This window comes from Propioniciclava coleopterorum, from assembly GCF_011393335.1.
GTDB classification, from domain to species: domain Bacteria; phylum Actinomycetota; class Actinomycetes; order Propionibacteriales; family Propionibacteriaceae; genus Propioniciclava; species Propioniciclava coleopterorum.
This window is the reverse complement of sequence record NZ_CP049865.1, coordinates 2227327-2249511: the sequence shown is the minus strand read 5'-3', so window position 1 is coordinate 2249511 and position 22185 is coordinate 2227327. Positions and strand designations below refer to the sequence as shown.

Genomic DNA, 22185 nt, shown 5'->3' with positions numbered 1-22185 from the left:
ATCGGGCCACCCCCGCTAGGCTGACGGCCAAGGAGCGTCATTTCAGGGAGGAAATAGATGTCGCGTATTGCCAACGACAAGGCTCGCGCCAAGGTGATGTCCGCGCAGGATGCCGCCAAGCAGATCAAGGACGGCGACCGCGTCGGCTTCTCCGGGTTCACCGGCGCCGGCTACCCCAAGGCCGTTCCCGAGGCGCTCGCCGAGCAGATCCAAGCCGCCCATGACAAGGGCGAGGCCTTCAAGATCGCGTCCTACACCGGCGCGTCCACCGCCCCCGAGCACGACGGCGCCCTGGCCGCCGTCGACGGCATCTCCACCCGCATGCCGTACCAGTCCGATCCGGTGATGCGCGGCAAGATCAACGCCGGCGTCTCCGAGTACAGCGACGTGCATCTCTCGCACTCCGGCCCGCAGGTGCGGTACGGCTTCTGGGGCAACCTGGACGCCGCCGTCATCGAGGTCACGAAGATCAACGAGGACGGGACCGCGGTGCCGTCGTCGTCGATCGGCAACAACAACGTGTACCTGGAGAAGGCCGACAAGATCATCCTCGAGGTGAACGCGTGGCAGTCCGAGGATCTCGAGGGCATGCACGACGTCTACTCGATGAAGATGCCCGGCCACAACGTCCCGCTTCCGATCACCGCCCCCGGCGACCGCATCGGCTCGAAGTTCTTCGACATCGACTGGGACCGCGTCGTCGCCGTCGTCGAGACCGATTCCCCCGACCGCAACACCCCGTTCAAGCCGCTGGACCAGGAGTCCAAGACGATCGCGGAGCACCTCCTGGACTTCCTCGGCAACGAGGTGACCCAGGGCCGGCTGCCGAAGGATCTGCTCCCGATGCAGTCCGGCGTCGGCAACATCGCCAACGCGGTGCTCGTCGGCCTCAACGAGGGCCCGTTCGAACGGCTCACCTCCTACACCGAGGTGATCCAGGACGGCATGGTCGACATGATCGACTCCGGCAAGCTGCTGGTCGCGTCCGCCACCGCGTTCTCGCTCTCGCCCGACGCGGCGAAGCTCATGAACGACAAGGCGGCCCACTACCGCAACCACATCGTGCTGCGCCCGCAGGAGATCTCGAACAACCCCGAGGCGATCCGCCGCATGGGCGTCATCTCCTGCAACGGCATGATCGAGGCCGACATCTACGGCAACGTGAACTCCACCCACATCATGGGCTCGAAGATGCAGAACGGCATCGGCGGCTCCGGGGACTTCACGCGCAACGCCTACATCTCGGTGTTCGTGTCGCCGTCGCTGGCCAAGGGCGGCGACATCTCCGCCATCGTGCCGATGGTCAGCCACCACGACCACACCGAGCACGACGTCCAGGTGATCATCACCGAGCAGGGCGTGGCCGACCTGCGTGGCCTGTCGCCCAAGCAGCGCGCCAAGGTGATCATCCAGAACTGCGCCCACCCGGACTACCGCGAGATGCTCAAGGAGTACATCGAGCACGCCGCGGCCGTCTCCAACGCCGAGCACACCCCGCACGACCTCGGTCGCGCGCACGCCTGGCACCGCCGCTTCCTCGACACCGGGTCGATGAAGCAGGCCTGATTCACGCAGCGGGCGTCGCCACCGATACGGTTCGGTGGCGGCGCCCGTCAGCACGTCCGGGCACGGTTCGGCTTGTGCGTGGACGCCTTCGCGGAGCAGCATGTGTCCACTCCCATCGGCGGGAACCCCACGAGCCAGGGAAGGAGCCATCATGGCCACGAATGCGGCGGCGCGCCCGCGCGGACGGCGTCCCGGCCACGACGACACCAAGGGCACGATCCGGAACGCGGCGGCCCGATTGTTCCACCAGGAGGGCTACGACAAGGTCAGCCTGCGCGCGGTGGCGCGGGAGGCGGGCGTCGACCCGGCTCTCGTCCACCACTACTTCACCTCGAAGGTCGACCTGTTCACCCTGTCGGTGATGGGGACGACCTGGGACCCGGCCGACCACCTCACCGAGGTGCTCGGGGGCCCGCCGGACCAGGTGGGACGCCGGGCCGCTCGGATCTTCCTCGAACTGCACGACCAGCCCGGCTACGAGGAGTACCTGGGCGGTTTGGTGCCCGCCCAGGTGACCGGCAGCCGCGCCATGACCGAGATGGTCGCCCGCGAGGTGTTCGTCCCCGTGGCGACGCACTTCGGCCACGCCAACGCGGTCCTGCGCGCCCAGCTCGCCGCGACCGCCCTGCTGGGCGCGGTCGTCGGGCGGGACACCCTGCGGCTGCCCGCGCTCGCGGCGGCGTCCGCCCGGACGCTGGCGGGACCGGTCGGCCACACCCTGCAGCACTACCTGGTCGAACCCTGGTGACGCGCGACGGGACGCCGCGGCGCGGTCGGCGCGCCGCCGCCTAGACTGGGCGCCATGTCGACCGAGCCCGCCGAGCACCGCGCCGACGACGCCGCGTCGGCCGTCGAGCCCGCCCCGGACGCCGGCGCGATCGCCGTCGTCGAGGCCCCGCGCGACACCTCGATCCATCCGGTGAGCGGAGACCCCCGGCGTCCCTGGTCGATCTGGGTCGCCGTGGTGGCCGCGTACCTCGGGGTGGCGACCGTCGTCGCCGGCGTCCTGGTGGCGTTCTACCGCTCCAAGGACGTCGACCTGTTCGCCGGCGCCGCCTGGCTCAACGGTGTGGTGGAGACCGAGCCTGGGTCGCTGATCCGGATCGCGATGGTCACCGGGCTGTTCGCCGTGACGCTGCTGGTCAGTGCGGGGGCGATCATCGCGGGCTACTACGCGTGGCAGGGCTACGGCTGGACGCGCGTCGCCGCGCTCGTCGCGGTCGGCGTCTCCCTGCTGTCGCTGCTCGGCAACCTCTGGATGGCGCTGAGCATCCTCCCGATCGCCGCGGCCGCCGGGGCGATCTGGCTGCCCGCGTCCCGCGCCTTCTTCGCCGCCTGGCATGCGCGCAGGCATCCGGTGCCGCCGCCGCCCCCGGCCGAGCGCTCGATCTTCTACGGGCCGCTGCCCCGGTACCTCGCATGAGCAACCGGGGACTGATGGACGCGCTGGGGCGCATCCTGGGCGACACCCTGCGCACCGGGCTGCGGACCTGGCTGCGCGACACCCAGAAGCCGGCCGGACGGTCGCCCCGCCCGCGGTCCACATCTCCCGGCGCTCCCCGGCGCCCGTCGGGGGCGCCCGCGGCGTCCGGCTACCCGGGGGACTTCCGCGGCATGCCGGAGGTGGCCTACGTCCCGGTGCCCGGCAAGCGGCCAGATCCCGGCGAGATCGTGTGGACCTGGGTCCCCTACGAGGAGGACCACTCCCGCGGCAAGGATCGGCCGGTGCTGCTGGTCGGGCGCGACGGGGCGTGGCTGCTGGCGTTGCAGATGACCAGCGTGGACCACGACCGCGACGCGCGGCAGGAGGCCCGGGAGGGCCGCTACTGGGTCGACATCGGCACCGGTGCCTGGGATCCGCAGGGCCGGGCCAGCGAGGTCCGCGTCAACCGCGTGATCCGGGTCGATCCCGACGCCGTGCGCCGCGTCTCGGTGTCGGTGAGCCGCGCGACCTTCGAGGTCGTCGTGGCCGAGATGCGCCGGCGCCTGCCCTGACGGCCCACCGACCGGCAAGTTGCGCCTGACGTTTCTTTCCAACCGGCCACAGCCGCGGGACAAGGGGATTCACCCCGGCTCACCGCCACAAGAAACAACTCTCCACCGTGCGTAGCATAGTGAAATTTTCCCACCGCGGAGAGCGCTCTCATTACGCTGATTTGCAGCGGGGTTGACGAATTTCCTAACATGTCCGGGACAACCCCCGATCGGCACGCGCCGGCAGGGGGTCTTTCTTTTTTTGAATCGTGCGCAGACGGCTTCGCCCCCAGCGAGAACGCACCCACCCAGGAGAGGGATCAACCGTGGGTTTGCAGAGGGGGCGCGTCGCCGAGCGGCTGCGCAGGACGATGGCGGCCACGGCGCTCGCCGGCGGGGTGCTGGGCGCGACCGTGCTGATCGGGTCACCGGCCTCGGCCGCGGTCACCACGTACCAGCCCTTCGAGACCAATGCCGGCTTCACCCTGGTGTCGCTGGGCGACGCCCGCCTGGCCAACTCCGAGCTCGAGGGCTCGATCGCCGTGTTCGGCTCGATCGCCTCCGGGAACCAGAACGGCTACCCGGTCATCCACAAGGCCGCCGGCCGACCCGACTACACCGTTCCGCTCGTGGACGGCGTCCCGGTCCGCATCCTCGCCGGTTCCTTCGCGGGCTCCGGCGCCTTCGACGTCTCCAACCGTGACGATTCCCGCTCGATCGCCCCCACCTCGAACGAGGCCGTCGCCACCGTCAAGCTCGTGGACGTCGCCGGGCTCACCGGGGGCCGACGCGGCGGTGGCGTCGGCCCGGCCGCCGGCCGCGACTTCCTGCGCGTGGCCAACGCCTCCGGCGGGATCCTCGACCTGAAGGCCGTCCCGTTCGAGGGGGCCGACGTGGCCGCCCTCGCCACGGCCGAGTCCGGGGTGGACGCCTACCTCGGCGGGCTGCGCGCCGGCATCGAGCGGACCAACCAGTGCCTGGCCGCGATGTACGCCCCCGACGCCGACCTCGTCAACCGGGTGACCGTCACCGAGGAGCACGGCATGGCCTTCGTGTCGGGGTTCTCGACCACGCGGCCCAACGTCATCGACCTGCCGGCGATCGCGGGCCGGACGATCAAGCTCGACCGCGCCGGCGGCTACGCGCCGACCGCGCAGGCGCCGCTCGTCATCCGGGTGCCCGCCGGCACCACCACGCTGGGCGAACTCCGGTTCGAGGGCTGGTCCCCGTCCGAGAGTGCCCAGCAGCACTACGCCCGTTCGATCTTCCTGGACCTCTCGCAGGTCACCGGTGAGGTGCGCGTCGACGGCCTCACCCTCGGCGCGATCTGGGCGCCCGACGCGTCGCTGGCGTTCAACTCCGGCGTCACGACCAACGGCCAGTGGCTGGCGCGCGACATCACGAGCCAGGGCGGCGGGGAGATCCACCACCACACCTTCAACGGACTGCTGCCCTGCGCCGAGCGTCCCGGCCCGACGCCCACGCCGAGCGACACGCCGACGCCGACGCCCAGCGACACCCCCACGCCGACGCCCACCCCCACGCCCAGCGACACCCCCACGCCGACCCCCACGCCCACGCCCAGCGACACCCCCACGCCGACGCCCACGCCCACGCCCAGCGACACCCCCACGCCGACGCCCACGCCCACGCCCAGCGACACCCCAACCCCGACCCCGACCCCCACCCCGACGCCGACGCCGAGCGACACGCCGACGCCCACGCCCACCCCGAGCGACACGCCGACGCCCACGCCCACCCCGAGCGACACGCCGACGCCGACCCCGACGCCAAGCGACACGCCCACCCCGGATCCGACGGTGACGCCCACGCCGGAGCCCTCGGACACCGCGTCCCCGACGCCGGATCCCGAGCCGAGTTCCGGACCGGTCACGTCGCCCAGCGCGACCCCCAGCGCCGGCACCCCGAGCGGGCCCACGCCGACGCCCGGCACCGGTGACGGAACCGACGTGCTGCCGCAGACCGGCACGGACGTCCCGGCCGCGGCGCCGTGGCTGGCCCTGGTGGCGATCACCCTGGGCGCGACCCTGCTGATCGCCGGGACCTACGCCGGTCGCAACGCCTGATCGAGCCAGACGACGAACGGCGCCGACCCTGCCGGGTCGGCGCCGTTCGTCGTAGTGGGAGAGGGCTCGCGTTCCCGACGCTGGGGGCGCGCGTGACACCCGTCCGGTGCGACGGTGCCGATGGCCCTAGATCCAGAAGCCGGTGTCGCTCTTGCGCGGGGAGTAGGCGAGCTCGTAATCGGCGTCCTGCGTGGGGCGCACCCCGATCACGGCCGACGAGCCGACGTGGAAGGCCCGGATGAACCCGCGCACCGCCGCGACGCCCAGGTCGGCGTCCACCACCGGGCAGAACCAGTTGACCTTCACGTAGCGGGCGTGGTCGGGGTTCTCGGGGTGGCCGCCGACGTCGTAGCCGTCGCAGTCCCCCAGCCCGCGCCGCAGCAGGTGGCCGCTCAGCGCGTCCCACAGGTCCGACATGATGCGGGCGTCCTGAACATGGGAGAAGTCCGGAGTGACGGCCCAGTACTGCAGGACCACCCACGCGCGATCGTCCTCGGGGAACGGCGCGAACCCCAGAGCCTCCGACTCGGCCGCGAACTCGGCCAGGGCCTGCTTCGCCGCCGCGGCGTCCTTCGTGCGGCGCGGCCGGAGGGCGCCGATGTGGCCCACCTTGCCGGTGTGCCGCATCACGGCGTCCGGGGTGGTCCAGGCATCGCGGTAGTGCAGCACGCCGTCGTCGTCGCGGCGGTAGACGAGGTCCAGTCCGGTCATGGTGGCTCCTGGGTCGGGGGTTCGGCCCACCACCCTAGCGACGCGCCCGGACGCGACGCGGCGGGCCCGCGACTCAGACGTGCACGCGCGTCACCCCGGCCGGCGCCACGCGGAAGCCCTCGCCGGTCGGGATGTGGATGCAGGTCACCCCGGCGTCGGCACTGGAGCAGTAGACGCGGGGGGCGGCCAGCGTCCAGCCGTCGGGAAGCGTCACCATGCCGCCCGTCAGGCCGACGTCGAGGCCGTCGGCCCACCGGGTGCTGGACGTCGCGGGCTCGGCCCACGGGCCGAACACGGTCCCGCACCGGAACGTCATGCCCGTGGGCGAGATCTCGACGCGGGAGACGGTGCCGACACCACCCGGGCAGACGCGCTCCGGCGACGGCACGCCGATCCGGTTCATGCCGAGCGGCAGCGTGCAGGCGGCGCGGTCGCGCGCGACCTCGCACAGGATGCGGTGCGTCGGGCTCGCGAACCGGGAGACCGCTGCCTCCACCTCGATCGAGACCGCGCCAAGTCCCGGGCCGCCTATCGCGACGGACCCCTGCGTCCCGCGTGCGCCCGTGGACGCCGTGGGCGCAGCCTCCGACACGACGCCGGGCGGGTCGACGTCCGCGGCGAGGGGGACGGACGCGGCGCAACCAGCGACGAGCACCATCAGCGCACCCACCGCCACGAGCCCCCGGAAACGCCGCCGCGCCATCGCGACCACCCCACCACGAACGGTAGTCCCGAACGGGCGGAAGGGGGATCCCCGGCGGAAGTCGACACCGGCGCCACACCGCAGACGGCGTCCGGGCATGAAGAGAGCGGGCGACGGGAATCGAACCCGCGTGTCCAGCTTGGGAAGCTGGCGCTCTACCATTGAGCTACGCCCGCGCGTCGCCGAGGCAACCCGAGCATCATAGCGGCCCCGGTGGGCCGCGCGCATGTCGTCCGGCCCTGCAGGGCACTCCCCGATTCGTCCCTGGTTGGCGTCCCGCGCCCTGCCGTGGGCGCCCGCGGCGACCTACCGTGTTGTCATGATCGACAACGCACCCGAGCAGCGGCGTCCCGCCGGCGGGATGCGCGCGGGCGACAGCGACCGCGCGATGGTCTCCGACCTCCTCTCGGCGGCCTACGCGGAGGGCCGGCTCACGCGCGAGGAACACGACACCCGGGTCGCCCAGGCGATGGAGGCCAGGACCTTCGAGGATCTGCGCGCGCTCACCGCCGACCTGGTGCCCAGCACCAACCAGGGACGCGCCGTCGGCGCGTTCAGTTCCGCGGGCGCCCCGAGCCTGGACGGCAGCACCTCCGACGAGGCCGCCGACACCACCTTCGCGATGTTCGGCTCGATGCAGCGCACCGGCGGCTGGCGCGCGCGGCGCCACATCTCCAACCTGACCCTGTTCGGCGGCTCGCGGTTCGACTTCCGCAACGCCACCTTCGCCTCCGACGTGATCGAGATGAACATCATCTGCGGGTTCGGCGGCGTGGACATCGTGGTGCCGCCCGGCGTCAACGTCCGCAACGAGACCCTCGCCCTCTTCGGCGGGACCGACCTGAAGCGGATCGACCCCGCCCCGGGCGCCCCCACGATCGTGCTCAAGGGCCTCGTCATGTTCGGCGGGATCGACGCGAAGGGGCCGAAGCCCTGACCCCTCGCACCCGGCCCCGCCCCGTAGGCTGAAACCATGCAGACCAGTCCCGACGCTGCCTTCGTCCCGGATCCGAGCCTGGACGGCTCGCCCGAGCGCGCCGTCGAGCCCTTCGCGCCACCGGCCGAGGCCTGGCGGCGCGTGTCGCCCAAGCTCGCGACCGTCCGCCGGATCTCGCTGTCCATCGGGACGCTGATCGTCTTCGGCGCCCTCACGGTCGCCGCGTGGCTGTTCGTCCCGTTCCCCACCTGGCCGCCGCTCGTGGTCGCCGGCGTGGGCCTGCTGTGGTGGCTGTGGCGCTGGGTCCGCGCCGGACGCGTCGTGCGCGCCACCGGGTGGGCCCGCCGCGACAAGGACCTGTGCGTCGTCCAGGGCCTGTGGTTCCGCGACCTGAGCATCATCCCGTTCGGACGCATCCAGATGGTGCGCGTCACCTCGGGTCCCCTGCTGCGCGCCTTCGGGCTCGCGAACGTCGACGTGGTGACGGCGAGCCTCGCCGCCAACGCCACCATCCCGGGCCTGCCGGGCGACGAGGCGCGCGCCCTGCGCGACCTCATCATCGAACTCTCCGACGCCGAGGGGTCGGGCCTGTGACGACGCCCGGCCTCCCCGACGACCCGCGGCGCGATCCCGCGCGCGAGGGTCCCGACCCCGCGGGCGAGGAACGCCCGCGCCGCACCGCGACCCCGCCCGACACCGACCCCGCGGGCGAGGAACGCCCGCGCCGCACCGCGACCCCGCCCGACACCGACCCCGCGACCGGGGACCGCGTCCGCACCGCGCCGCCCCACCACCAGGACCAGGACGAGCCGCACCCCGCGCGCCGGTTCGCGCCGGAGCCCGCCGAGGCCGACGGCGACGCACCCGACCACGGCGCGCGCTACGCCCCGACCCCGACCCGACGCCGCCCGGACGCCCCGACTACCGCTACGACCCGCCGCCCAGCCACGCCCCCTTCCCTCAGCCCGGCCATGCCGCCTTCCCTCCGCCCGGCAACACCCCGGCGGGCCCGCCGGGTGCCCAGGTGCCCGAGGGCCGCACCGAGGAGCGGATGCATCCGCTCAGCCCGCTGGTCCGCGCGTGGATCTTCGTGCTGGCCGGTGGCTACGCGCTGATCTCCGCCCTCGCGCAGGGCAACCTGCGCTGGGAGGACATCGGCGAACTCGGGCCGCTGCTGGCCCAGACGCCGTGGTGGATGCTCGGCCTGATCGCCGCGCTGCTGGTCACGCTGGGCACCAACTACTGGACGTGGTGGACGACCAAGCTCGTCATGGACGACCAGGAGCTCCGGGTCGAGAACACCGGCGCGTTCCAGGAGAGCAAGCGGATCGCCTACAGCCGGATCCAGTCGGTCGACATCAATCAGCCGCTGGCCGCCCGGCTGCTCGGCCTCGCGGAGCTGTCGGTCGAGGTCGGCTCCGAGCCCGCCACCAAGCTGTCCTTCCTCACCCGCAAGCGGGCCACCGAGGTGCGCGACTACCTGATGGCGCGGGCGCACCGGCAGCACGTCACCACCCGCGACACCCGCCGGGAGGCGTCCGCCTGGGACGACACCGGCCAGGGCGACCAGGTGCTCATCCGGCTGAACCCCGGCGAGATCGTCCTGGGCGCGCTGCTCTCCACCGAGCTGCCGTTCCTGCTGCTGGCCTTCCTCGTCCCGCTCGGCATCTCGATCTGGCTGCAGCAGCCCCTCATCGCGCTCGGCGTCGGCGTCGTGCCGTTGCTGCTCGCGATCGGCGGCTTCCTGTCCAAACGGCTGATCGGCCAGTTCAACTTCACCCTCGCCGTCACGCCGGCCGGCATCCGCATCACGCGCGGCCTCACGACGCTGCACAGCCACACGATCCCGGCCCATCGCGTCCAGTCGGTCAAGATCAGCCAGCCGCTGTTCTGGCGGCCCCTGAAGCGCGCCCGCCTTACCCTCACCGTGCTGGGCATGCCGTCGGGCGAGGACGCGCAGGACGCCTCGACCATCTACCTGCCGATCGGCAACCCGCGCCAGATCCAGACGGCGCTCGCCGCCCTGTGGCCCGACCTGAGGCTGCAGGACCTGCGCTTCCGCCGGACGCCGCGCCGCGCCCGCTGGCTCTCGCCCCTGTCGTGGTCGTGGCTGGGGTACGCCGCCGACAGCCGGGTGGTGGCCGTGCGCGACGGCTGGTTCGAGCGGCAGCAGACGATCATCCCGCACGCCCGGCTCCAGTCGATGCAACTCCACCAGGGCCCCTTCGAGCGCCGCCTCGGGCTGGCCAGCGTGGTCGCGCTGACCGCCAGCCAGCTGGACCGCACGCGGATCAAGCATCTCCAGGCCGACCAGGCGCGCCGGCTCGCCTTCGGGGAGATGGACGCCGCCCGCGCGGCCCGCAACCAGGAGCTCACCTCGCCACCCCCTTCGGGCGCCGCGTGGCAGCTCGCCGCGCCGGCCCACGAGGCGTCCGAAGCGGAGGCCGACCTCTGGACGCCCTCGACCGCACTACGTCCGGACACTGTTCGGCAGACCACGGAAGCCCCTTCCCCGCGCAGGAGCCTCGCTAGGCTGCGTCCATGAAGAAGCACGCGCTGGGCATCGACATCGGTGGCTCCGGGATCAAGGGCGCCATCGTCGACCTCAAGAAGGGCGAGTTCGCCACCGAGCGGATCCGCATCCCCACCCCGCAGCCCGCCACCCCCAAGCGGTCGCCGGCGTCGTGAAGCAGATCGTCGACCAGCTGTCCGACCAACTGGGTAAGGGCCCGATCGGCATCACGGTCCCCGCCGTCGTGACGCACGGCGTCACCCGCTCGGCGGCCAACATCGACCCCACCTGGGTGGATGCGCCCGCCGAGAAGATCTTCGAGGACCTGCTGGGTCGCGACATCGTGCTGGTCAACGACGCGGACGCCGCGGGCGTCGCCGAGGTGCGGTACGGGGCGGCCAAGAAGCACCCCGGCCTGGTCATCGTGACGACCCTGGGCACCGGCATCGGCACCGCACTCATCCACAACGGGGTGCTCATCCCGAACGCGGAGCTGGGGCACATCGAGATCGACGGCAAGGACGCGGAGTCCTTCGCAGCCGCGTCGGTGCGCGACAAGCAGCACCTCAGCTACGAGGACTGGGCCGCGCGACTCCAGAAGTACTACGAGAAGCTGGAGTTCCTCACCTGGCCCGACCTGATCGTGGTCGGGGGCGGCGTGAGCAAGAACGCCGACAAGTTCCTGCCGCTGCTGAACCTGAACACGAAGATCATCCCCGCCGAACTGCGCAACGCCGCCGGCATCGTGGGCGCCGCCTACCTCGCCCAGCAGCGGCGCAAGCACCCCGACGCGCTCAAGGAGCAGGCCGCCGCGGAGGCGTCCGGCTCCTGAGCGCCGGCGGGCGTCCTCACATCTGGTCGGGCGCCTCGATGCCGAGCAGGCCCAGGCCGGAGGCCAGCACCTTGCGGGTGGTCGCGCACAGCGCCAGGCGCGACGTACGCACCTCGCCGTCGGACTTCAGCACGGGGCACTGCTCGTAGAACACGCTCATGGTCGAGGCCAGCTCGAACAGGTACGTGCACAGCTTGTGCGGCTGCAGGTCCGCGGCGACGCCGGCGACGATCTCGCCGTAGCGGCTCAGTTGCAGGGCGAGCGCCTGCTCGACGGGCTCGGTGAGCGCCGTGACCTGGTCCCAGGCGATGCCCTGGTCCGCGGCGTTGCGCAGGATGCGGCTGGCTCGGGCGTGCGCGTACTGCAGGTAGGGGCCGGTGTCGCCCGAGGTGGCGGTCATCCGCTCCGGGTCGAAGACGTAGTCCTTCTGCAGCTGGTTGGACAGGTCGGCGTACTTGATCGCCGCCAGGGCCACCGGGCGGGTGGTGTGCTCCTCGGCGGCGTCCAGCAGGTCGATCAGGTAGGCGGCGGTGCCCTCGCGGGTGGAGAACGGACGGCCGTCCGCGCCGAGCACCATGCCGTAGCCGACGTGCTCGGTCGAGACCGTGTCCGGCACGTAGCCGGCCTTGCGCGCCACCGCGAACACCAGCTCGAAGTGGTGGTGCTGCCGGGCGTCGGTGACGTAGATCATGCGGTCGGCGTGCAGGTCGTCGACGCGGTACTTCTGCGCGGCGACGTCCGTGACGTCGTAGCCGTAGCCGCCGTGGCTGTTGCGCAGGATCGCGGGCGCGTCGAAGCCGTCGACGAAGACCACCAGGGCGCCGTCGTCCATCTTGGCGATGCCGCGGGCCTCCAGGTCCTCGCAGACGCCCTCGAGCAGGTCGTTGTAGGACGACTCCCCCGCGATGTCGGCGTCGGTCAGCAGGACGCCCAGCCGGTCGTAGGCCTCGTTGAAGCCGACCTTGGACACGTCGATGAGCCGCTGCCAGATGGCGCGCGTCTCCTCGTCGCCGGCCTGCAGCGCGACGACGCGGGCGCGGGCCCGGTCGGCGAAGCCCTCGTCGGCCTTCAGCCGGGCGTTGGCGCGCTTGTAGAGCTCCTCGGCGCCGGCCAGGTCCAGGCCGTCCAGGTCCAGTTCCTCGTCGAGGGCCTGCTCGATGAGCATGCCGAACTGGCGGCCCCAGTCCCCGATGTGGTTCTGCGGGATCACCGTGTTGCCGGTCGCGGTCAGGACGCGGTTGAAGCAGTCGCCGATGATGGTCGTGCGCAGGTGCCCCACGTGCATCTGCTTGGCGACGTTCGGCGAGCTGTAGTCGATGACGATCCGCGCCGGCGTCTCGGCCTGGTCGATGCCCGTGTGCGGGTCGGCCAGCAGGTCGGACGCCGCCCGCGCCAGCACCTCGGGCCGGATCCGGAAGTTGATGAAGCCGGGGCCGGCGATCTCGAGCGGCTCGCACAGGTCGGCGACGTCGATGCGCTCCACCAGGCTCGCCGCGACCTCGCGCGGCGGGCGTCCCTCGCTCTTGGCCAGGCGCAGGGCCACGTTGGACTGGAAGTGGCCGAACTGGGGCTTGGTGGCGGGCCGCATCTCGGGGTCGATTCCGGCGGCCGCCTCGACCCGCGACGAGAGCAGAGAGGCGAGGGATTGCATTACCCCATGATCCCACAGGACGGATGCCGACCCGCACCCGGGTTGCGCGGCGGCCACCGCCCCGCCGCGGGCGGGCGGCGAGGCGAGCGTCGGTCGGCCGGCGCCGCGGGGATCAGGCGGCCAGGGCCCGCTTCACGGCGTCGCTGGGGGGCTCCTGCACCGGCGCGCGGGAGGTGACCAGGTCCCACACCATCTTCAGGTTGGCGCCCAACTCGCGGCGGGCGAACTCGTCCCAGCGCTTGGAGGTCTTCTTCACCGAGACGTCGCCGACGCCGACGGCGTCCACACCCACCGCCCGGCAGGTCGCCACGGCTCGGTGCAGGTGGTAGCGCTGGCTGACCAGCAGCGCCGACGTCACCCCGAACACGTCCCGGGCGCGGACGCACGTGTCGTAGGTGTCCAGCCCGTAGGCGTCCTCGACGACCTTCGCCGCCGGCACGCCGACCGAGACCAGGTACTTCTTCATGCTGGTCGCCTCGCGGTTGTGGGAGGCCGCGTCATCGCCCGACACGATCAACGCCTTGGCCTTGCCGGCCTTGTACAGCGCGGCGCCGAGGTCGAGCCGCGCCCGCAGGTACGGCGACGGCCGGCCCGAGGGGTACACCTCCGCGCCGTAGATGATCGCGACGTCGCGCGCCGGCGCCTGGGCGAGCGTCAGGACACGGTCGCGCGCCATCCACCGCGTCCACAGCGCCGGCCCGGCGATCGAGCCCACGCCGAGGGCGACCACGCACAGCGCGACCGTGAGGACACGCAGCACGGGACGCCGACGACGCCGCTGCCGGGAGGCCAAGGACTCAGCCCTCGCGGTGCGACTCGTAGTAGGAGATCAGCCCCTGCGTGGACGGGTCCAACTCGGCGAAGGCCGCCTCGTCGCCCGACAGCGCGGGCGTGATCTGCTTGGCCAGCACCTTGCCGAGCTCGACGCCCCACTGGTCGAAGCTGTTGATGCCCCACACGACGCCCTCGACGAAGGTGATGTGCTCGTACAGCGCGATGAGCTGGCCGACCACCGAGGGGGTCAGGGCCGGCGCCATGATGGACGTCGAGGGGCGGTTGCCCGAGAACACCTTCGCGCTCACGAGCTCCTCCGCCACCCCGTCGGCGCGCACCTCGGCGGCGGTCTTGCCGAACGCCAACGCCTTGGTCTGGGCGAAGAAGTTCGCCAGGAGCAGCTCATAGACGTCCTGGTCGCCGTCGCGCAGCGCCCGCGTCGGGGTCGCCACCGCGATGAAGTCGGCCGGGATCAGCTGCGTCCCCTGGTGCAGGAGTTGGTAGAACGCGTGCTGGCCGTTGGTGCCGGGCTCGCCCCAGAATACCTCGCCGGTCGCCGTGGTGACGGGATCGCCGTCGGCCTGGACGCTCTTGCCGTTGGACTCCATCGTGAGCTGCTGCAGGTAGGCCGGGAACCGGTGCAGGTACTGCGCATACGGCAGGACGGCGTGGCTGCGGCAGTTGAAGAAGTCGGTGTACCAGATGTTCAGCAGCCCCATCAGGGCCGGCACGTTCTCCTTCCACGGCGCCGACGCGAAGTGCTCGTCGATCGCGTGGAAGCCCGCCAGGAAGTCGGCGAAGTTGTCCGGCCCGATCGCGACCGCGATGGCGGTGCCCACGGCCGAGTCGACCGAGTAGCGGCCGCCGACCCAGTCCCAGAACCCGAACGCGTTGGCGGGGTCGATGCCGAACTCGGCGACCTTGTCCAGCGCGGTGGACACGGCGACGAAGTGCTTGGCGATCGCCTCGGCGCGGGCGGCGTCGGTGTCCTCGATCGCGCCGGACTCGACCAGCCCGGTCAGCAGCCACTCCCGCGCCAGGCGCGCGTTGGTGATCGTCTCCAGCGTGGTGAACGTCTTGGACGCGACGATGAACAGCGTCCGCGTCGGATCCAGGTCGACGGTCTTCTCGTAGATGTCGCTGGGGTCGACGTTGGAGACGAAACGGCACTCCAGGCCCTCGGGCTTGTAGGGCAGCAGGGCCTCGTAGACCATGACCGACCCCAGGTGGGAGCCGCCGATCCCGATGTTGACGACCGTGGTGATCGACTCGCCCGTGACGCCGGTCCACTCCCCCGAGCGGACCTGGTCGGCGAAGGCGTAGACCCGGTCCAGCACCTCGTGCACGTCGGCGACGACGTCGTGTCCGTCCACCTCCAGCACGTCGCCGCGGGGACGCCGCAGCGCGGTGTGCAGCACCGCGCGGTCCTCGGTCACGTTGATCCGGTCGCCGCGCAGCATGGCGTCGCGGCGCTCACCGAGGCCCACCTCGTCGGCGAGGCGGCACAGGGTGTCGAGGATCGCGTGGTTGACCAGGTTCTTGGACAGGTCGACGTACAGGTCGCCCGCGGTGCGGGTGAACTCCCGCGCGCGTCCCGGATCGGCCTCGAACCAGCCGCGCAGGTCGGGGGTGAACCCCTCGTACAGGTCGGACAGCGTCGCCCAGGCGTCCGTCTTGGTGGGATCGATCATGGGGGAAGCCTATTGGCTCGGGCAAGCGCGTGGCGGCCGTCCCGCGGGCGGTTTCTCGGCCCTGCGACGCGGAACGGCCCGCCCCGAAGGGACGGGCCGCCGTGACGACGCAGGCTCAGAGCTTGACCGAGACGTGCACGTGGTCGTAGTGGTTCTGGGTGATGCTGCCGCGATCCTCCATCGGACGCCAGTACGGCCGGTAGGGCGTCCAGATCTTCTGCTCGAAGATGACGTGATCGACCTTGAACGCCTCGGCGTTGGCGACCACGTAGTTGGCCACGGCCCAGCCCTTGGCGGAGTCCTTGAAGGTCATGAAGTCGATGGCGCCGCCCAGCTGGTGGTTGGAGCGGCTGCTGGCGCGGTACCCGCCGATGCTGGTGAAGGACCACTTCGCGGTGACCGCGTTGTAGACCACCATGGCGCGCGGCTTGAGGCCCAGCACCGACTTGCCGGTGTACTCGGTGCCGCCGGTGTAGGCCTCGCTCGAGCCGCCGGCCGGAGCCTTGGACGCGGGCGCCTTGCTGGCCTTCGCGGAGGCGGACGTCGCGGAGGCGGACGTCGCGGACGGCGTCGGCTTCGGGGTCTCCTTGACCGGGGCCTTCGCGCCGAGCTGGGCGTCGGCGACGTAGCCGACCTTGCCGTTGAAGGCGACCTGGCGGAAGCCGGAGACGACCTTGTCGGTGACCGAGACCTTGCCGCCCTCCTTGACGCTGCCGAGCGAGGCCGACGCGTCGGACGCCTGGGCGTGCACGGTCAGCGCGCTCTGCGCGTACTTGGTGCCGGCGGCCGTGCCGAACGAGGAGGCCCAGGAGCCGGCGACGAACGCCTCGGCGCCCTGCGTCTCCCCCTCCTCGGCGGCCTCGACCGGAGCCTCGGTGGCGGGCGCCTCGGACTCGATCAGGCGGGAGGCATCACGGGAGGTGGTGTCCTCGCGCTCGGGAGCCGGCACGGCGGTGGCGGGCTGCTCGGAAGCCTTCAGGTTCAGGGCGAAGGCACCCGACGTCGCCAGCAGGGCGACGGACACCGCGGCGGGGGCGACCCGGGTGCGCATGAGCTGCGAGCGGGAACGCACCGAACGGCGCGGGGCGGAGCGGAACGTGGCTGCGTAGCCCTCCGGCTCGGGGCGCGCGATGGCGTCATTCACATCGGCGGCGCGACGGGGCTGGTACATCTGATGTCTCCGTTACTGATGAGTCAAAACTGAGGACATCACCCAAGGTAACTGAGATTTTCTCAGGGACCAACTCAGGGAGGTCTAAGGGGTGTTTGTTGCCACGAGTTGTCCGAACGAGGCGGCCCGGCGGCCCACCTCGTCGATGACGTTGACCCCGTCGGAGAGCTCCGGCCGCACCACCACGTCCTGCACCACGACGGCGCTCGCGCCCGCCTCCAGCCACATCTCGCACTGGTACCGCTCGAGGCGGCCCCACGGGACGATCTCCACCTCGGGGACCAGCACCGGGAGGGTGCGGGCGTAGCTGGTGCCCAGCGCGTCGGCCGGCGTGACGAGGACGGCGGCCTCGCGCGTCCGGGCGGCGGCGGCGACCTCGTTGGGCGTCAGCGCGCCGGCCAGGTACGGCAGGGGGACCGCGCGGTCGGCGTCCACCGCCAGCGGCGACAGCCAGAACCGGGCGCCCGCAGCGGCGGCCGCGGCCAACTGCTCGTCGCTCAGCACCCCGGCGACCCCGATGTGGGCGCGGCGCCCGTAGAGGGAGGTGAGCTCGCCCAGAACCTCGAGTTGGTCGGCGGGCCAGGCCCACGCCCTGAGGCCCTCCTGGACCAGCACCTCGGCGACCGCGATCCAGTCGGCGATGCCGCCGGCGGGCAGGCTCACGACGACGCGGTGCCCGGCGAGGGCGTCCTCCAACACGCTCATGGGCCCCAAGCATGCCGCACCCGGACGGCCGTCCCCACCTCCGTGCGCCTGCGGCCGCGGGCCGGCGTGCACGCCCGCTCGCGCGCGCGCCGGACAACACCCGGCAACCCCCGGTCCAGTTTTGGAGGACGCGGGGGCGGCCACGTGCAATAGAGAGCGTGCCGACCCCCGTTGCAGAAGTGATGATCGACGCCGCCCTCGTGGAGAGGCTGCTGTCCCAGCAGTGCCCCTCCCTGGCCGGCCTGCCCCTGTCCCTGGTCGAGAACGGCTGGGACAACGCCATCTTCCGGCTGGGCGACTCCCTCGTCGTCCGGCTGCCCCGGCGCGCCGTGGCGGCGCCGCTGGTCGAGAACGAGATCACGTGGCTCCCGATCATCGAACCCCTGGTGACCCTGCCCATCCCCCAGCCCGTCTTCGCCGGCCGCCCGAGCGAGGAGTACCCCTACGCCTGGATGGTGGCGCCCTGGTTCGACGGCCCCCGCGCCTCGGACATCGCCCCCGCCGACCGCACGGCCTTCGCCGAGCAACTCGCCGACTTCCTGTGGACGCTGCACGTGCCCGCCCCCGCGCACGCGCCGCTCAACCCCGTCCGCGGCATGTCGCTGGCCCAGGAGGGACCAGACACCCGCGCCCGGGGCCGGATCGCGCGCGAACCGGAGCACACCGCTCTGCTCCTGCGCTGGGAGGCCTGGACGTCCGGCCCGGAGTTCGACGGCGTCGACGTGTGGCTGCACGGCGATCTGCACCCCGCGAACCTCATCGTCGGCGCCGAGGGCCAGCTGTCGGCCGTGATCGACTGGGGCGACATGACCGCGGGCGACCCGGCCTGCGACCTGGCCACCGCGTGGCTCACCTTCGACGCCACCGGGCGGGAGATCTTCCTGGACCGCCTCAGCCAGGGCGGCGCCACCGACGAGGCGACGTGGCGCCGGGCCCGCGCGTGGGCGCTCCACCTGGCGCTCATCCTGGCGCAGGAGTGCGAGGCCGGGACGGCGCTCCAGATCGCCGGACGCCGCGCGCTGGACGCCCTGCTCACCGAGTCCGTGTAGCCGTCGCGGCCACCCTGCGCGAGGGAGAGGAATCCTCCCCCGGGGAGGTCGCGAATCGGCCGGGGACCGCTTACTGAGCGGGGCGGCGAATCCCCGCCCCACTAGTGGAGACGTGGAAACTGGGCCAAATGAAAGTGAAGGCGCGCGAACCCTAGACGTCACGGCTCGGTGACGCCTCCTGCCCCTATAGTGTTGCCTCATGGCGCGCTTGAACACCTATCCGGACGACCTTCGCGATCGACTGATCGCGGCTGCTTACGAGCGCCTTCAGCAGGAGTCCCCGGAGCAGATGTCGCTGCGCGAACTGGCCGCCTCGGTCGACACCTCCACCAACGCGATCTACTCCATCTTCGGGGGTAAGGACGCGTTGATCAAGGAGGTCACCCGGGTGGCCCGCGCCTCGTTCGTCGCCGCCCAGGAACCGCCGGCCGATCCCACCGGCGACGCCGTCGAGACGTTCGCGCGGGGTCTGCGGGCCTACCGCGACTGGGCGCGCTCCCACCCGTCGCTGTACCGCCTGGTCTTCGCCGGCCATCCCGAGCAGGGCGCCGTCACGTCGCTCGCCGACGAGACGCTGCAGCCGCTGCGCGACATGATCGCCCGCCTGGAGGGGGCCGGTCTGCTGCGCGACGGCACCGAGGAGGGGCGCCTGATGCTCGTCTGGGCCGCCCTGCACGGGCACGCGCTGCTGGAACTGTCCCTGTGGCCGAGCACGACGGCCGCGGACGACCTGTACGAGGAGCACGAGCAGGTCCTGCTGCGCGGCCTCATCACCGACGCCGCGCTCGAGGCCGCCTGATCCGCCGCTACGTCCGCGTCCGGCTGAAGTTCTCGAAGCTGCGCGACGCGGTCGGCCCCCGCTGCCCCTGGTAGTGCGATCCGCGCTGCGCGGAGCCGTAGGGATGCTCGGCGGGCGAGCTCAGCTGGAAGAAGCACAGCTGCCCGATGCGCATGCCCGGCCACAGCTTGATGGGCAGGGTCGCGACGTTGCTGAGTTCCAGCGTGACGTGGCCGGTGAACCCGGGGTCGATGAACCCGGCCGTCGCGTGGGTCAGCAGCCCGAGCCGGCCCAACGAGCTCTTGCCCTCGACGCGGGCGGCGATGTCGTCGGGCAGCGTCACCAGTTCGAGGGTGGACGCCAGGACGAACTCGCCCGGGTGCAGGATGAAGGGCTCCTCGGCGTCCACCTCCACGAGCCGCGTGAGCTCCGGCTGGTCCTCGGCGGGGTCGATGAAGGGGTACTTGTGGTTGTCGAACAGCCGGAAGAACCGGTCCATCCGGACGTCGACGCTGGAGGGCTGGATCAGCCGTGGCTCGAACGGGTCGAGCCGGACGCGTCCGGCGTCGAGCTGGGCGGCGATATCGCGATCAGACAGCAGCACGCAACGACCCTAGCGGGACGCCGAGGGCTGTACAGCGGATGCCCGGGCGTCGGGCGCCGCGATGAGTCCTAGAGTGCTCACGTGCAATCTGATCCCGGGACGCGTGGCGCCCCTCGCCTGGGCGGGGAGGCCACCGGCCTGTTGGCCGGCGTCGGTGCCTACGTCATCTGGGGGTTCTTCCCCCTGCTCTTCCCGCTCCTGAAGCCCGCGGGGCCGCTGGAGATCCTCGCGCACCGCGTGCTGTGGTCCATGGCGGCCGTCGGGATCGTGCTGCTCCTGCTGCGCCGACCGTGGGGGTGGGTACGCCGGGCGCTGGGCCGCGGACGCCTGGGCTGGACGCTGGCCGCGTCGCTGCTGATCGGCGGCAACTGGCTGACGTTCATCTGGGCGGTGAACAACAACCACGTCGTGGAGTCGAGCCTGGGCTACTTCATCAACCCGCTGGTCAACATCGTGCTGGGGGTCTTCCTGTTCGGCGAGCGGATGAGCCGCGGCGGCCTGATCGGGACGATCCTGGCCGGCATCGGCGTCGTGGTCATCGCGTGGGAGAACTGGGCGGGGTTGTGGGTCTCGCTGACCCTGGCCGCCACCTTCGGCCTGTACGCCGTGGTGAAGAAGCGGGCCACCCTGCCCGCGCTGGAGGGGCTGTTCCTGGAGTCCGGCGTGCTGTCGCCGCTGGCCCTGGGCTACTGGACCTTCCTGGCCGCGACCGGCGCCAGCACCTTCGGGGTGGGCGCGCAGCACACGGGCCTCCTCGTGCTCGCGGGCGTCCTGACGGCGCTGCCGCTGTGGATGTTCGCCGTCGCCGCGCCGCGGCTGCCGCTCGGCGTGGTCGGCGTCCTGCAGTACCTCGGCCCCACCATCCAGTTCCTGCTCGGCATCACCGTGTTCGGCCAGGTGGTCACCCCGTCGTATTGGCTCGGGCTGATCCTGGTCTGGTGCGGCTCGGCCGTCTTCCTGTGGTCGGTGTTCAACCGGACGCAGCGCTCCGTGACGCGCCGCTCGGCCGCCCCGCGCTAGCCGGACCGCCGCGACGCCCGTCGATCGCCCGGACGCCCACACCGCAGGTCTTCCGACCTCGCGCAGCACGCGGCGTCCGGGTTCCGGCAGGATCAGTGCGCCTCGGTCGGCCACTCCGAGCCGTCGATGCGGCCCAGGAAGTCGTCGGACGGCTCGCCCTCGTAGCCCTGGGTGAAGGGCTCGATCCGGGCGGCCGCCAGCACGGTGAGGGCGTTGAAGATGCCGGAGGCGAACTCCTCGGCGAAGAGCACGGCCAGCGCCTGGCGGTGCCTCTCCTCCATCGAGCGGAGCAGCGCATTCATCGTCACCTGGTTGGGGTCGGTCTCGTCGTCCGCGTTCGGATTCCAGACCCCGACGCGGATGCGTTCCGCGGAGACCTGCCCCTGACCCTGCAGGCAGGCCACCACCATCGCGTCGATCGTCTGCCGGTACATCCAGCGGGAATCGTGCTCGGTCATGAGTCCATCATGCCCACGATTCCGCGCCAGCGTTAGGAGAGCCGCGCCGCGAAGGAACCCTGCTCGCGGTACAGCTCGACGCTCTCGCGCAGGGCGCGCAGCACGTAGGGCGGGAACTCCATGCCCTGTTTGTTGGCCCACAGCAGCTTCGCCTCGAGGCGTCCGATCTCCTTGGCGAAGGCCTCGAGTTGGCCGTCGAAGCCCAGCACGTCGATCACCTCGCCCATCGTGGCCTGGTGCACCGGGTCGTTGTGGGTGCCCACCAACTCGTAGGAACGCTCGCGCAGCAGACGGGCGAGGAACACCTGCCACGGACGCAGGGTGCCGTCGGTCATGATCTTCTCGGCGCTCATCCGGTAGAACGCGAAGTGGCCGGGCTCCTGCCGCTTGATCTGGTTGATGATCGTCTCGCGGACGGCCTTCTCCCCCAGCTCGTCCAGCTGCGTCGACAGCGCGTTGTAGGCCAGGACGGCCTGCCGCTCGGTCGAGGCGCCCGTGAAGTAGTAGATGGTGCGGGCGACGTCCTGGATCGGCTCGAAGCGCGCCAGGGCGCCCAGCGCCTGCACCGCGAACCCGACGGCCAGCTGCGGCTCCGCCTCGGGCAGGTCGATGCGGCGCTTGAGCTCGTCGAGGATCTGGCCGTGCGCGATCTCCTGGTCGTACCAGACGTCGGAGTAGAACACCCGATCCGCCTCGGACGGGTTCGGCATGATCGTCAGCAGTTCCAGGACGTTGCGCTCGACCTCCAACTCCACACGGGCGAGGTAGTCCAGGACGCCCGCGAACCGGGTGCGCAGGACGTCGGGGTTGTTCACCGTGTAGTCGACGGAGTCGAGACGAATCGGGGGGTGTTCGTCGCCGAGCTTGTTGACGTGCGCCAACAACTGGGCGTCCGTGATCCGGGATCGAGCCACGGGCTCATCCTAACCGCGGCGGGGTAAGGGTCGCCTCACCCGCCGAGG

21 protein-coding genes, 1 tRNA gene and 1 pseudogene are annotated in these 22185 nt (G+C 71.7%); 12 read left to right on the top strand and 11 right to left on the bottom strand.

The window, feature by feature from the left end:
- Positions 1 to 57: 57 nt before the first annotated feature.
- The 5 genes from G7070_RS10740 to G7070_RS18730 all read left to right on the top strand — a co-directional run bounded on the left by G7070_RS10740 (position 58) and on the right by G7070_RS18730 (position 5627).
- Positions 58 to 1566: a succinyl-CoA:acetate CoA-transferase ScpC gene (locus tag G7070_RS10740; protein WP_166233735.1), complete on the top strand. Its 1509-nt coding sequence runs from the start codon at positions 58 to 60 to the stop codon at positions 1564 to 1566.
- A 151-nt stretch (positions 1567 to 1717) separates the two neighbouring features.
- Positions 1718 to 2314: a TetR/AcrR family transcriptional regulator gene (locus tag G7070_RS10735; protein WP_166233734.1), complete on the top strand. Its 597-nt coding sequence runs from the start codon at positions 1718 to 1720 to the stop codon at positions 2312 to 2314.
- A gap of 54 nt (positions 2315 to 2368) precedes the next feature.
- Positions 2369 to 2989, top strand: a complete 621-nt coding sequence (locus G7070_RS10730; protein WP_166233733.1) for a hypothetical protein — start codon at positions 2369 to 2371, stop codon at positions 2987 to 2989.
- Complete coding sequence (locus G7070_RS10725) at positions 2986 to 3561, top strand: type II toxin-antitoxin system PemK/MazF family toxin (protein WP_246227026.1); 576 nt, start codon at positions 2986 to 2988, stop codon at positions 3559 to 3561. Before G7070_RS10730 ends, G7070_RS10725 begins: the two co-directional genes overlap by 4 nt.
- A gap of 305 nt (positions 3562 to 3866) precedes the next feature.
- Positions 3867 to 5627 carry a collagen-binding domain-containing protein gene (locus G7070_RS18730; protein ID WP_246227024.1) on the top strand — a complete coding sequence of 587 codons (1761 nt, stop codon included), beginning with the start codon at positions 3867 to 3869 and terminating at the stop codon, positions 5625 to 5627.
- Between the two features lie 126 nt (positions 5628 to 5753).
- Here G7070_RS18730 and G7070_RS10715 read toward each other — a convergent pair whose 3' ends face one another.
- The 3 genes from G7070_RS10715 to G7070_RS10705 form a co-directional block, all read right to left on the bottom strand.
- Positions 5754 to 6338: a hypothetical protein gene (locus tag G7070_RS10715; protein ID WP_166233732.1), complete on the bottom strand. Its 585-nt coding sequence runs from the start codon at positions 6336 to 6338 to the stop codon at positions 5754 to 5756.
- A gap of 73 nt (positions 6339 to 6411) precedes the next feature.
- Entirely contained in the window at positions 6412 to 7041 is a 630-nt protein-coding gene (locus tag G7070_RS10710; RefSeq protein ID WP_166233731.1) for a hypothetical protein, read from the bottom strand.
- Between the two features lie 105 nt (positions 7042 to 7146).
- A tRNA-Gly gene (locus G7070_RS10705) sits at positions 7147 to 7217 on the bottom strand.
- A gap of 143 nt (positions 7218 to 7360) precedes the next feature.
- On the opposite strand from G7070_RS10705, the gene G7070_RS10700 reads away from it, so the two are divergent.
- From G7070_RS10700 to ppgK, 4 genes and pseudogenes are all read left to right on the top strand, one after another.
- Positions 7361 to 7978: a DUF1707 SHOCT-like domain-containing protein gene (locus tag G7070_RS10700; RefSeq protein ID WP_166233730.1), complete on the top strand. Its 618-nt coding sequence runs from the start codon at positions 7361 to 7363 to the stop codon at positions 7976 to 7978.
- 36 nt (positions 7979 to 8014) lie between these two features.
- Positions 8015 to 8572 (top strand): PH domain-containing protein, encoded by a 558-nt coding sequence (locus G7070_RS10695; protein ID WP_166233729.1) that lies wholly within the window; start codon positions 8015 to 8017, stop codon positions 8570 to 8572.
- Between the two features lie 430 nt (positions 8573 to 9002).
- A complete protein-coding gene (locus G7070_RS10690; protein WP_166233728.1) occupies positions 9003 to 10523 on the top strand; it encodes a PH domain-containing protein in 1521 nt (506 codons plus the stop codon).
- Positions 10520 to 11322, top strand: a pseudogene (gene ppgK, locus G7070_RS10685) (polyphosphate--glucose phosphotransferase). Before G7070_RS10690 ends, ppgK begins: the two are co-directional and overlap by 4 nt.
- 16 nt (positions 11323 to 11338) lie before the next feature.
- Here the strand turns inward: ppgK and argS are convergent.
- From argS to G7070_RS10660, 5 genes are all read right to left on the bottom strand, one after another.
- On the bottom strand, positions 11339 to 12973 hold the full coding sequence (gene argS / locus G7070_RS10680; RefSeq protein ID WP_166233727.1) for an arginine--tRNA ligase: 1635 nt from the start codon (positions 12971 to 12973) through the stop codon (positions 11339 to 11341).
- Positions 12974 to 13085: 112 nt separating this feature from the next.
- Positions 13086 to 13733: a SanA/YdcF family protein gene (locus G7070_RS10675; RefSeq protein WP_246227022.1), complete on the bottom strand. Its 648-nt coding sequence runs from the start codon at positions 13731 to 13733 to the stop codon at positions 13086 to 13088.
- 37 nt (positions 13734 to 13770) lie between these two features.
- Positions 13771 to 15438 carry a glucose-6-phosphate isomerase gene (pgi, locus tag G7070_RS10670; RefSeq protein WP_166233725.1) on the bottom strand — a complete coding sequence of 556 codons (1668 nt, stop codon included), beginning with the start codon at positions 15436 to 15438 and terminating at the stop codon, positions 13771 to 13773.
- Positions 15439 to 15553: 115 nt separating this feature from the next.
- The gene (locus G7070_RS10665) at positions 15554 to 16609 is read right to left on the bottom strand and encodes an SH3 domain-containing protein (protein WP_166233724.1); all 1056 of its coding nucleotides are present in this window, start codon (positions 16607 to 16609) and stop codon (positions 15554 to 15556) included.
- Positions 16610 to 16693: 84 nt separating this feature from the next.
- On the bottom strand, positions 16694 to 17314 hold the full coding sequence (locus tag G7070_RS10660; RefSeq protein WP_166233723.1) for a beta/alpha barrel domain-containing protein: 621 nt from the start codon (positions 17312 to 17314) through the stop codon (positions 16694 to 16696).
- Between the two features lie 158 nt (positions 17315 to 17472).
- On the opposite strand from G7070_RS10660, the gene G7070_RS10655 reads away from it, so the two are divergent.
- Together G7070_RS10655 and G7070_RS10650 are read left to right on the top strand one after the other, a co-directional pair.
- Positions 17473 to 18363, top strand: coding sequence for an aminoglycoside phosphotransferase family protein (locus G7070_RS10655; RefSeq protein WP_166233722.1), 891 nt, complete (start codon positions 17473 to 17475; stop codon positions 18361 to 18363).
- Between the two features lie 199 nt (positions 18364 to 18562).
- The gene (locus G7070_RS10650; RefSeq protein WP_166233721.1) at positions 18563 to 19162 is read left to right on the top strand and encodes a TetR/AcrR family transcriptional regulator; all 600 of its coding nucleotides are present in this window, start codon (positions 18563 to 18565) and stop codon (positions 19160 to 19162) included.
- Between the two features lie 7 nt (positions 19163 to 19169).
- Here the strand turns inward: G7070_RS10650 and dcd are convergent, their stop codons facing one another.
- On the bottom strand, positions 19170 to 19745 hold the full coding sequence (gene dcd, locus G7070_RS10645) for a dCTP deaminase (RefSeq protein ID WP_166233720.1): 576 nt from the start codon (positions 19743 to 19745) through the stop codon (positions 19170 to 19172).
- 81 nt (positions 19746 to 19826) lie between these two features.
- Here dcd and rarD point away from each other — a divergent pair, with 81 nt between their 5' ends.
- On the top strand, positions 19827 to 20765 hold the full coding sequence (gene rarD / locus G7070_RS10640; protein ID WP_166233719.1) for an EamA family transporter RarD: 939 nt from the start codon (positions 19827 to 19829) through the stop codon (positions 20763 to 20765).
- Positions 20766 to 20857: 92 nt separating this feature from the next.
- Here rarD and G7070_RS10635 read toward each other — a convergent pair whose 3' ends face one another.
- Entirely contained in the window at positions 20858 to 21223 is a 366-nt protein-coding gene (locus G7070_RS10635; RefSeq protein WP_166233718.1) for a DUF6547 family protein, read from the bottom strand.
- Positions 21224 to 21255: 32 nt separating this feature from the next.
- Positions 21256 to 22137 (bottom strand): GTP-binding protein LepA, encoded by an 882-nt coding sequence (locus tag G7070_RS10630; protein ID WP_166233717.1) that lies wholly within the window; start codon positions 22135 to 22137, stop codon positions 21256 to 21258.
- Between the last annotated feature and the right edge of the window lie 48 nt (positions 22138 to 22185).